The sequence below is a fragment of the Thermincola ferriacetica genome (genome assembly GCF_001263415.1).
Taxonomy (GTDB): domain Bacteria; phylum Bacillota; class Thermincolia; order Thermincolales; family Thermincolaceae; genus Thermincola; species Thermincola ferriacetica.
In genome coordinates this window covers 1-11735 of the sequence record NZ_LGTE01000042.1, presented here as the reverse complement: position 1 = coordinate 11735, position 11735 = coordinate 1, and the positions used below count along the sequence as shown (strand labels likewise).

Annotated in this window: 13 protein-coding genes; all 13 read right to left on the bottom strand. The window is 43.0% G+C overall.

Annotation, left to right across the window (positions count from 1 at the left end; all coding sequences use genetic code 11):
* Positions 1 to 304 precede the first annotated feature (304 nt).
* A complete protein-coding gene (gene yunB, locus Tfer_RS15310; protein ID WP_052219146.1) occupies positions 305 to 961 on the bottom strand; it encodes a sporulation protein YunB in 657 nt (218 codons plus the stop codon).
* 296 nt (positions 962 to 1257) lie between these two features.
* Positions 1258 to 2040, bottom strand: coding sequence for a photosystem II electron transport protein, Sll1252 family (locus Tfer_RS15305; RefSeq protein WP_052219145.1), 783 nt, complete (start codon positions 2038 to 2040; stop codon positions 1258 to 1260).
* 2 nt (positions 2041 to 2042) lie between these two features.
* Positions 2043 to 2306 carry a YggT family protein gene (locus tag Tfer_RS15300; protein WP_013120967.1) on the bottom strand — a complete coding sequence of 88 codons (264 nt, stop codon included), beginning with the start codon at positions 2304 to 2306 and terminating at the stop codon, positions 2043 to 2045.
* Between the two features lie 18 nt (positions 2307 to 2324).
* Positions 2325 to 3149 carry a pyrroline-5-carboxylate reductase gene (gene proC / locus Tfer_RS15295; protein ID WP_052219144.1) on the bottom strand — a complete coding sequence of 275 codons (825 nt, stop codon included), beginning with the start codon at positions 3147 to 3149 and terminating at the stop codon, positions 2325 to 2327.
* Between the two features lie 15 nt (positions 3150 to 3164).
* A complete protein-coding gene (locus Tfer_RS15290; RefSeq protein WP_052219143.1) occupies positions 3165 to 3599 on the bottom strand; it encodes a cell division protein SepF in 435 nt (144 codons plus the stop codon).
* Between the two features lie 16 nt (positions 3600 to 3615).
* Positions 3616 to 4308 (bottom strand): YggS family pyridoxal phosphate-dependent enzyme, encoded by a 693-nt coding sequence (locus Tfer_RS15285; RefSeq protein WP_052219142.1) that lies wholly within the window; start codon positions 4306 to 4308, stop codon positions 3616 to 3618.
* A 10-nt stretch (positions 4309 to 4318) separates the two neighbouring features.
* Entirely contained in the window at positions 4319 to 5302 is a 984-nt protein-coding gene (locus tag Tfer_RS15280) for a biotin/lipoyl attachment domain-containing protein (protein ID WP_052219141.1), read from the bottom strand.
* Between the two features lie 162 nt (positions 5303 to 5464).
* Complete coding sequence (gene phoU, locus Tfer_RS15275; RefSeq protein ID WP_013120972.1) at positions 5465 to 6127, bottom strand: phosphate signaling complex protein PhoU; 663 nt, start codon at positions 6125 to 6127, stop codon at positions 5465 to 5467.
* A gap of 91 nt (positions 6128 to 6218) precedes the next feature.
* Positions 6219 to 6986 (bottom strand): phosphate ABC transporter ATP-binding protein PstB, encoded by a 768-nt coding sequence (gene pstB / locus Tfer_RS15270; RefSeq protein WP_013120973.1) that lies wholly within the window; start codon positions 6984 to 6986, stop codon positions 6219 to 6221.
* Positions 6987 to 7136: 150 nt separating this feature from the next.
* On the bottom strand, positions 7137 to 8900 hold the full coding sequence (gene pnpS / locus Tfer_RS15265) for a two-component system histidine kinase PnpS (protein WP_013120974.1): 1764 nt from the start codon (positions 8898 to 8900) through the stop codon (positions 7137 to 7139).
* Complete coding sequence (locus Tfer_RS15260; RefSeq protein WP_013120975.1) at positions 8900 to 9610, bottom strand: response regulator; 711 nt, start codon at positions 9608 to 9610, stop codon at positions 8900 to 8902. Before Tfer_RS15260 ends, pnpS begins: the two co-directional genes overlap by 1 nt.
* 19 nt (positions 9611 to 9629) lie before the next feature.
* On the bottom strand, positions 9630 to 10448 hold the full coding sequence (gene pgeF, locus Tfer_RS15255) for a peptidoglycan editing factor PgeF (protein ID WP_052219140.1): 819 nt from the start codon (positions 10446 to 10448) through the stop codon (positions 9630 to 9632).
* 109 nt (positions 10449 to 10557) lie between these two features.
* The coding region (locus Tfer_RS15250; RefSeq protein ID WP_052219139.1) for a cell wall hydrolase at positions 10558 to 11735 on the bottom strand (1178 nt) is incomplete at its 5' end.

The following is an 11735-nucleotide window of genomic DNA, read 5'->3' as shown; positions in this document are numbered from 1 at the left end:
ACTTCTTCTCCCGCACCGGCTCTCAACCAGCCGCGGAATTCCATACTACCATAACTGGCTGCTTTTCGTCAACCGGTAGTTTTTGCATCAACAGCAACCTTTGTATTTGCTGTGATTTCTGATTTGTTGGCCGCGGCTATTGCCGCGACCGACATTGTCTAATATAGCATACGGATAATATAATTGTCAAGCAATTTAAATCAATTTTTTTATCTTTTTTTATGTAAAGTTATAAATCCCATGTTGGAAGCTTATCGCACCGGTATTAAGATATATTATTTTTCACAAAAAGTGAAATATGCTTCTATTTACCGATAAGTTCTAAACCTTTTCCCAGGTTCAAATTTAAATAGGTCCCCGGCACTTCGCCTACAATGATGGTCTCTGCTATTGGTACCTGGGAGCTAACTTCCACACTGTCGCTTACCAACGGAATAACTATTTTAACTTGACTGAATATGTTTAAATACAATCGATGCCTGGTTTGGTTAATACCTGCTTGTTCAAATTTGTCTTCGACTATGACCTTTACGGTACCTATTGGCACTATAGTTACTTTGATTTTGGGGCCGTAACTAGCCAATAACTGGCTGCCCAAGGTTTGACCTAAGGGAATTTTAAAAACCTTTCCTTCTAATTTTTTTAAAGCCTTTTGTACTTCCAAAGTTGTATCGGCAGCCAAACTATTAATCTTAACTGTATTCGGCTGCATCAGTACAACCCGGCCACGACTGTCAGTTCGCACAAATATTAAGTCTTTATATTCCACCACTTTAGCCACTTTTTCGTTAACCGCATCCTGGATTGACTCGACGGCTATTTGTTCTGCCTGGGCCCTAGAAATTGCCAGGATTGTCGGACGTAGATTTTTTTCCACAATGGCAAAGGTTGTCAGTAACGATACTATAATGCAACCCAGGACAACCACCAGTGGATTAAATAACCGTGGTTGTCTCAACATGGCTTTCACCTCCACAGATTAGTCCCCTCAGACTAGTATATGAGAATTAACCTGGAATGGTGAAACTATTACATCAAACAAGAAGGAATTTCGCATAAAAAAATAAATATATTTATTGACCGGAAATAAACTGGGCAAGGATGATAATCGTGAATAAACTTTGCGAAAAATGCAACAACAGTTGCAAACAGCCAAATAGCACCATTGTCTTGGAGTGCAAAAAATATACATTGAAGCCTATGCAGTTGGAATTTAAATTTAAAGATACAGATAAAAAAAAGAACCCTCGATAGGGCTTATAAATATCGTTTAATTACAATGCCAATTCTGCCCTTTCTGGTATTCCCCTTAACTTTTTCTATACTTATTCTTCCCAGCCCCCGGGTAGATACAACATCGCCTTCGTTAATTCTATAATCAGCATCAGTAATAGTCTCAAAATTGACTTTGACTTTTTCGCTATTTATATATTTGGCTATCTTACTGCGGGAAATCCCAAACCCTGCTCCAGCCACTGCATCAAGTCTTAAGGAAGAAACGGTGGTGTCAATAATTTTAGTATTGTCGGCCGGAGAAATCAGTTCTTCCCGCGAAATTTCCGTTACTTTGACAGGTACCTGATGTATTTTAAACAAATTCTGGGCAAGGTAATCCTTTATTTCGGGCACAACTATCAGTTGACACCCCTCATCAACGACTATTATGTCACCTAATTTTTCACGTCTGATGCCCGTGTTTAAGACAGCGCCCAAAAAATCACGGTGAGTAGCCTTGCGAAAACGAAAATTCCCTGCGACTTGTAAGCAGCAAATGCATTCCGGGATTTCCCCCCAGCTTAAGTCCTCAGGGAAAATTATCATTCTCTTTCTCTCGGCACTATCATAACCACCGTCAAACTTCCATGTAAGTCCGTAAATACCTGATACCAGTTTTTTCGCCATTACCTGTTGGCCCGGGTCCAAGAAATCAGTAAAAACCGGTTGATAAATTTTCAACGCAGACTGGGCTTTATCTATAATTTTGGCGCCTAATTCCCGTTGTTCAGCAGGAAGTAACTTAATAATACTGCGGTCGACCATAGCTACATCAATAGATTTAAAATCAACCGTTCTAAAGCTCCTAGAACAAGGAACAACAATAACGGGGAAAAATCTAACCCAGCCGTTGACGGGAGAATCTTTCTAAAAGGCGCCAAAAGCGGCTCGGTAGTTTCATAGATAAAGCGAACTATCGGATGATAATGGTCAATCCGCATGAACATCGGCAAGAAAGATAAGATAATACGAGCAATTACCAACCATTCTATAGCTGCAAATATTCCTTTAATAATCACATATAAGTCCAAAACACAAATCCCCCTAACTTATTTGGTCACAGCTCCCAATTCTTTAGACTTCTGGGTCGCGGCAATTACAGCATCTATAATAGTTGCCCTGAGTTTTCCCTGTTCTAAAGTATGCAGCCCTGCAATAGTCGTACCACCGGGGGTGGTGACTTTATCCTTCAATACAGCCGGATGTTCACCTGTTTCCAGAACCATTTTGGCAGCGCCTAACATGGTCTGAGCAGATAGCTCCAATGCAATCTTCCTCGGCAGGCCGGCTTTAACTCCAGCATCGGCCATAGCTTCAATGATTAAATACATATAAGCCGGACCGCTCCCACTCAAACCCGTGACAGCATCCATAGCCTGCTCGGAGACGGTATAGGCTCGCCCAACGGAATTAAATAATTCCAATGCCAAAGCAAGGTGCTCTTCACCTGCAAATTCACCGGCTGCCAAAGCGCTTGCTCCCTCGCCTACTAATGACGGCGTATTGGGCATAACCCTTATGACAGGAACTCGGCTTTTGAAAAAACTGGATATGTAGCCTGTTGATAATCCGGCGGCAATAGAAACCATCAGTTGATCGGTTTGTACTGAACCGGCTATTTCAGTTAATACATCCTGCAAAATAAAAGGTTTTACTGCTAAAACAACTATATCGCTTCTCTTGACCAAATCCGTATTGTTTTGAGCAACATTAACCGAGAATCTCGTTTTTACATAATCTCTACGGGTAAAGTCAACATCGCTGATAAACACTTTTTCCGGCTTTGTTAAATCAGAACTGAGCAAACCGGCCAGTATTGCTTCGGCCATTGCCCCCGCCCCAATAAAACCGATGGTTTTATCTGCCAATGACATCAATTTGCCTCCCTATTACCGAATCCAAGTAAACAATCCCTTTTCTTTGTCCTGTTCTTTATTAATTTCCCCTGCTATATCCATATTACTCGGGACAAAAAGAAATATTCCGTTTCCAACTTTCTGCATATTTCCTGATAAAGCATAGGTGGTCCCGCTGATAAAGTCAACAACCCGCTTGGCCAGTTCCTTATCAGCATCTTCCAGGTTGATGATGACCGGGCGGCGGTTTTTCAGATGATCAGCTATATACTGGCAATCCTCGAAAACCTTAGGCACACAAACTACTACTTTAGTTTGCTTTTGAGTATGCAGGCTAAAAATTGGCCCGTTCTTTTTCTTCTTGAAGGAACTTTCTTCCTCCTGTACTAGTTCCTCATCTTCGATAATCTCCACTTCTTCCTCTTCAAAGCCCATAAATCCGAGTACTTTATCAACCAGCTTGGCCATTAAAAAAGTCCTCCTCTCATTTTTTTCTTTCCCCAAAAATCCTGGTTCCTATCCGAACTAAATTTGCGCCTTCTTCTATGGCAATTCTATAATCATTGGACATCCCCATGGACAGGTATTTCATTTCTGCACTGGGAATCTCCATTGTTTTTAAAGCGTCAAACTTCTTTTTCAGTTCCCGGAATACCGGACGCACTGCCTCGGGGTCGCCAACAAAAGGAGCTATGGTCATTAATCCTTTTACCGCCAAGCCCGGTAGGTCCTTAACAGCATTAATAAAATCATCTACTTCTGATAAATCAAGGCCAAATTTAGTGGGCTCCCGCGCCACATTAACCTGGATTAAGACGTCCAGACATTTTCCCCTGGCAACTGCCCGCTTGTTGATCTCCTCTGCCAAAGGATAAGAATCTAGAGAATGGATGAGTACGACCTTATCCACAATGTATTTTACCTTGTTCTTTTGTAGGTGCCCGATTAAATGCCACTTGGCCTCAGGAAGTTCGTTAAATTTTTCTGTAAGTTCCTGCACCTTGTTTTCTCCGAAATCAGTAACCCCCATTTCCCATGCGGCCTTAATTGTTTCCATTGGTACTGTTTTTGACACCGCAATTAATTTTACGTCATCAGGTTTACGACCGGACTTATATGCTGCTTCGTTTATGTTACTGCGAATCTGTTCAAGATTGGTCCTTAACCAATGTAACATGGCTATCCTCCTAATTAACCGGCTGCCCTTCCTCGATATATTTGGGGTTTATCACATATGTGGTTTCCGGTTCCAGACCGGAAACAGCAACCTGGTCCTTTACCTTGCCCTCGATTTTAACAGGCTGCCACCGGGTTAAATTTTTGTATACCGTATATATACCCGGCTTGTTATCTTTATAAACTAAAGCCTGTTCAGGTACTATGTATCCTTCAAACCTGTCACTGATAAGCCGAAACGTATGAACTCTGTTCTGTATAAATTCTTTGGCAAAATCATTTAACTCCAGTACTATCCGTAATTTATCCCCGGTAGGTTTGGCTTCAACCACCGTCAGGTATACCGGTTTTGACCCGGCAAGTCCTAAATCCACTAACACCCTGCCACCGGGCTTTATCTTTTTTAAAAATACCGGTTGGTTAGGAAGTTCTCCTAAAACAAGCATAGGTTCCAGATTATTAACCACCTTAGCCACTGTTTGACCGGCTTCGACAACCTGGTTATCGTCATACTTTAAACTCTGTAAAGTGTGCCCGGCAAAAATGCCGAATAAATCCATAATATTTACATTATGCGGTACCAACAACTTCTCTAGGCCATCCAAACGATAACTTACCAAACCTGCTCTGGGTGAAGATATGTTAATAGCCGTAACACCGTCTCTGCCGCGAACATCAGGTATGTTAACTTTAAATACAACAGCGCCAACCCGGACCCGCTCACCCTCAGATGCCACAATCGCAAGTTTTCCATGGTTGGGAACGCTTAAAACTGTTTCATCCCTTACCAAAATACCGTTAAAATCAACCGTTGACTGTATATAATCATAGTTAGCCACTTGGGTTTCAACCAATTTGGCTTTTAAAGTATCGGAAACATAATTAAATATAACCCAGACTAAATAAAACCCAATTGCTGCAAATAAGACCCCTCTTAAAATTAGGCGGCGTTTTTTCGGGTGTCTACGTTTTGAATTGCGTCCAGGCTTATTCATTATCAACTTCCTTCCTTAAAACGCCTATAACAAGATTATTATTCTACACATACAGTACTATATCCTGCTAAAGCAGCCAAAATTAAGGTAATTCCTCTTTAAAAGCAAAAAGCGCCTTCAGGCGCTCTAGGCAGTGATAAAAAATGCTTATAAAATTCATTATTAATCATTTAAGTCAAGGCGCTCACCGGTAACCAGATACACAACCCGTTCGGCCAAATTGGTCGCATGGTCAGCAATACGCTCTATATAACGACCCACAAATAAAAGGTAGGTAGCCTGGGTAATGGTTCTGGGGTCTTCCATCATATACGTCAGTAACTCCCTGAATATCTGTGAATAAATATGGTCAACCTCGTCATCACGGCTGCAAAGTTTTCTGGCCAATTCAACGTCCATTTTTACGTAAGCATCAAGGCCTTCCTTGACCATCTCCTGGGTAATGGCTGCCATTCTCGGAATATCAACCAGCGGTTTAATTAGCCGCTCATTAGCCAACCGCCGGGTGACCCTGGCTATATCTACAGCATGGTCTCCCATGCGCTCCAGATCGGTGATAATCTTATAACCAGTGCCTATCTTCCGTAAATCCACTGCCATAGGCTGCTGGGTGGCTATAAGCTTCAGACATTTATCTTCAATTTCCAGTTCCAATTGGTCAACTAAACGGTCCCCTTCAATAACCTGGTTAGCCAGGTCTACATTTTGCGTAGCTAATGAATGAACCGAATTGTAGATTGCCTGCTCAACCAGGCTCCCCATGCGCAATATTTCCTGCTGAAGTTCTTCAAGAGAACGTTCGAAAGCATTACGTGTTGAACCCACCTTAGCCCACTCCCTGTAAAAATTATTTGAAAACTATTTTAATTGTGCTTTTGTGATATTTCAAGAGAAAAAATATTAATTTAACAGAATTTTATCCAAAACGTCCGGTAATATAATCTTCCGTACGCTTATCCGATGGTTTGGTGAAAATCGTTTCCGTCTCGCCGAATTCAACCATGTCGCCTGTCAAGAAAAATGCCGTAAAATCGGATACCCGGGCAGCCTGCTGCATATTGTGGGTAACAATGACAATTGTATAATTCTCTTTTAGCTCACCCATCAATTCTTCGATTTTTAAAGTGGAAATGGGGTCCAGCGCAGATGAGGGTTCATCCATCAACAAAATTTCAGGTTCGACCGCCAAAAGCCTGGCTATACACAAACGCTGCTGCTGGCCGCCGGATAAACCTAAAGCAGGTTTTTTCAGACGGTCATGGACTTCTTCCCAAAGGGCTGCGGCCCGCAGACTCTTTTCAACTATCTCATCCAACTTCCGCTTCTCCTTAATACCATGAATTCTCGGACCATAAGCTATGTTATCATATATACTCATTGGGAATGGGTTAGGGCGCTGAAAAACCATACCAACCTTTTTTCTGAGATTGACTACGTCAACTTCCGGGCTGAAAATGTCCTGTCCATCCACAGTTACTTTACCGGTGATTCTACAACTATCAATAAGGTCATTCATTCTGTTAAGAGTGCGCAGAAAAGTGGATTTTCCACAGCCAGAGGGGCCAATTAAAGCTGTCACTTTGTTGGCCTGAATATCCATATTAATGTTTTTTAAAGCATGAAATTCCCCGTAATATAAGTTTAAATCGCGAACTTTAATTTTGGGCTGGACATTTTCAGTCATGTTTTAACCTCCTATGAAATGCGCGGAATAAACAATCAGCCAACTTCACTATATCAGAGTATTATTATACGTATGTTATCGAAATGTTAAATTTGCGTTAAGAAAAAAGTCCGGATTTGCCTCCGGACTTTTTTCCTTGTTCATTGATTTTTATATTGCCGGGAGGTAAAAGGTAAATTTTGAACCCATACCCACCTGGCTTTCTACTTTGATCGTCCCTCCATGGGCTTCAAGGGCATGTTTTACAATAGCTAACCCCAAACCGGTACCGCCTAGTTCCCTGGATCTGGCCTTATCGACTCTGTAGAAACGTTCAAAAAGCCTGGACATACTTTCCGGCGGTATACCGATACCCGTATCTTTAACAGACACTTTTAAACCACCACCACTTGGCGTCGCACTAAGAACAACCCTTCCATTTTCGGGAGTGTATTTAATGGCATTATCAACCAGATTTATCAGCACCTGTTTGATCAAATCTTCATTAGCCATGATTACAGGCAGGTCAGGGTGAATGTCTGTCTCTACGGTAATATTCTTTTCCTCAGCCATTGGTACAAGAATTGGCAGTACTTTTTCCACGATTTCATTAAAATTGACAGGGCTCCTACTTATCTCTTTGTTCTTGGCCTCGATACTGGACAGGCTCAGGATATCGTTAATCAGCCTACTTAAGCGATTGGTTTCTACATTAATGATTTCCAGAAAACGCCTGGCTACTTCCCGGTCCTCCATGGCTCCGTCCAACAACGTTTCTACAAACCCTTTGATAGAAGTTAAAGGTGTTCTTAATTCATGGGATACGTTGGCAACAAATTCACTGCGCATTTTTTCCAGTTCGCGAATTTCCGTAATATCCCTGAATACTGCAACAACCCCAACTATTTTCTCTTTTCTCATTAAAGGTACCACATTAACTCTGAACGCACGCCTCAAAGGAACTATTTCTATCTCCTGGTTTATGGTTCTGCCTTTTTTAAGGGCTTTAAGCAAAATTTTCTCCAGCTCGTAATTGCGAATTCCCTCGATGACCGTCAGTCCTATTACTTGGTCGGCCACCACATTGAAAATCTTCTCAAAAGCCGGATTTACCAGCAAAATACGGGTATCTTTATCAACGGCTATAACCCCTTCAACCATACTGGTAAGAATGGCTTGGATTTTGTTTTTTTCTTCTGTTATTTCCTTGATGGTGTCTTTCAGGCGCCTGGCCATATAATTTAAACCCCGGCCTAACGCACCGACTTCATCGTCCGAAACAACCCGGACGTAGTTGTCTAATTTTCCTTCGGCCATCTCCTTAGCGACTTCCGTCATTTCCTTTAAAGGGGCCGTTATTTCTCTGGCTAAGGAAGACGATATGGTTACCGTCAGAACAAATACAATAAAAATGGCCGTTCCGATAATCCACCGGATATGCCAAACGCCGGCCTGTACCTCCCTCCAGGGAATAGCCAGTCTGACTGCCCCGGCTACCCGGCCGTGCCTCTTAACGGGAACAGCAACATATAATTCTTTTTCACCAAGGGTAGCGCTAAATCTTACACTTTTTCCGACAGTCTCATTCAGCGCCTGTATAAATTCGGGCCTATTGGCGTGGTTGGCCATCTTCCGGTAATCTTCATGGGAATCGCCAATGACTGTACCGTTTTTGTCAATCAATGTTACTCTGGCTGCGGCTATATTTTTAGCTTCGTCAATAAATTTTTGTATTTCGTTTCTACTTTGCGAATTTTCCAGCCGCAGCGTTATATCATTGCTCAACAGCCAGGCTGATGAAATCAGGCGTTCTTCAATTTGGGCATAAGAATAGTTGACCATGCTGTTGATCAGGTAAATCCCCAGCAAAGTCAGGAAAAGTGCGGTTATCGCAAAATAAGTAAGGGAAAATCTCCACCGTAAACTTTTGAACATTACGCCATCTCCCTAAATTTATAACCTACACCCCGGACAGTTTCAACAAACTTTTCCCCCTGCTCCGGTTCAATCTTCTTCCGGATATGTCTGATATGCACATCAACGGTTCTGGTATCACCGGCAAAATCATAACCCCAAATTTTTTCCAGTAAATATTCACGGGTAAATACTTTACCCGGATTGGAGGCCAGCAGCTTTAACAATTCAAATTCTTTCGGTGTAAAATCAACCTTTTGACCATTTAGATACACACTGAATTTTTCTATATCTATCTTAAGACCGCCAATGGCTAAAATATTCTCTTTTTCTTGGTTATCACTTTGCTGGGCTTTAAAGTTTCTTCTGAGCCGCGCCTTAATTCTTGCTACCAGTTCCCTTGGACTAAAGGGTTTAGTCATATAATCATCTGCGCCCAGTTCCAACCCTAAAACCTTGTCAATTTCTTCTCCCTTTGCTGTAAGCATTATTATAGGTATCAACTGTGTTTCCTTATCACGCTGCAAAGTACGGCATACTTCCAATCCGTCCACGCCTGGCAGCATGATGTCAAGCACAATCAGGTCGGGTTTTTCCCGAAATGTTTGTTCCAAAGCTATCTTTCCATCACCAGCCGTTATAACTGTATACCCTTCCTTTTCCAGGTTAAACCTGATTAATTCTACGATATATTGTTCATCGTCTACGACCAGAATCTTGGGCTTGGACACATTACATCCCCCCTGGTACTTATCGCAAGGCTATAAAAGCCCCCATGCGCCCTGTTCTCCCATTCTCCTTTCGATGGGAAAAAAATAATTCCGTGTTACAACTAGTACATATTCTGGATTCTATTATATTTTCCTCCCTAATGCCCATCTCTAACAACTGGATATAGTTGGTCTTCCAAAGGTCCAGGCGCCATTTTCCCTCCCCGTTACTTTTGAAAACCTTATCTACCCAGGTAAAGCGGCCTTTAAAGGTTTGGTACAATTTCTCGTCCACCTCGTAACAGCAGGCTCCTATCGACGGCCCTATAGCTACCAAGCAATCTTCCGGTACAGTCCGGAAAACTTTTTGCATCTCGGCAATTGTTTTCTGTCCAATCGCTAAAAAAGTTCCTTTCCAACCGGCATGGGCTAATGCTACCACTTTCTTCACAGGGTCAAAAAAGAACAGCGGTACACAATCGGCATAAAAAGAGCTTAAAACTACGCCGTGCTGGTTTGCGACCAGTGCGTCAGTCCCCGCCAGAGCACTGGCATATGTAAACGCTCCTTTACCCCGGTCTTCCCTTGTAACTACCTTTACACAGTCGCCATGTATCTGTTCTCCGGAAACAGTATGCCCTAATGGCCAACCTAAAGTATCACATAGCCGTCTTCTGTTTTCAACGGCATCCTGGATGTCATCGCCCACATGATAACCAAGGTTTAAGCTGTCATAAGGAGCCTTGCTGATTCCTCCCAACCTGGAGCTGAAAACAGCCGTACACCCTGCCTCTTCGAAAACCGGAATTTTTAAAAAAAGCAGCCCTTCCGGCGTTTGTACCTGTTCAAAGCCAGGCATAACACTCCCACCTTTTCCGCCTAGTTATATTCCAATTATAGTGTTTATAAACCCCTTTTAGCAACCAAAATTATTTAAGGCCTCTGCCGTTGGGCAGAGGCCTTAAGGTTTACTTAGCAAACACATGGTTACCGATCATTTTGGTTATAGGTCTAGTCCAAACCCACTTGCTTGTAGCTATATCGGGATTCCAGTAATATAAGGCTCCTTCTGAAGGGTCACGTCCTTTCAGCGCTTCTTCCACAGCTCTGTAAGCAGTGCTATCGGGGATCAGATTAATCTGACCGTCGATAACGGCAGTAAATGCCCAGGGTTGGAAAATAATATCCCTGATTGTCTTGGGGAAACCTGGTGCTGCCAACCTGTTGAGAATAACAGCAGCCACAGCTACCTGCCCTTCAAAAGGCTCTCCCCTGGCTTCAGCATAAACTGCCTTGGCCAGTAACCCGATATCGCTCTCATTATCCAAATCCAATAGAGCCAAGGCTTGGTTTGGGGAATTTAACAAGTTTTTTGCTCCCTCGGTAACCATCTCAGTAAATAAAGGTATGATTAACATCTGGTCGGGATATATCCAGTGGTCGGTCAAGCCATTACGGGCCATGATTTCCCGGTAATCAATACCTAGGCTTTGACCTATCCAGTATAAAGTATCCCTGTTTTTAATGTTGTACTTAATTGTACCGTCATCTGCGATAGGCACATCCGGTATTCCCAGTTTCTGGTCCGGATATATGATGGTACTGATCAACTTGTTAAATTCCATAATTTTTTGCCACTGCACCCCTAAGGTCTTACCTATTAACCAGAGGGATTCCCCCAATCGAACCTTATACCAGAGAGACGGCTGCTCTTCCGCCGACATACCGCTGGGCAAAACGTTTTTGGCCATCGGTTCCGAAACTGCGAAAGACCCGGCTTGTACTCGATAATTTTCTCGGGGAGCCACTACAGAAATAAGACGTTTCCACCATGGCTCCTTTTTAGACTGGTTGTTTTTTGCCGGCGCTCGAGGTTTATCGCCTGAAACAGTTTTAAACTTATCAGCCTGTACCCGTTCAGACATGTCCACCACAGCAGTATTCAAATTGCCCACAGGCTCATGTTCATTCCTGTGTGTTGGAACCGGCCTCACTTCATCACCAGGCATCTGCCGAGGTTTGTCCGAAACGGGTTTGCTGTCATTCGCCGGGGCCGGCTTCGCTTCTACGGCGGGCGCCGGCTGCACCTCTTCGGCCGGGGCCGGCTTCGCTTCTACGACGGGCGCCGGCTGCACCTCTTCGGCCG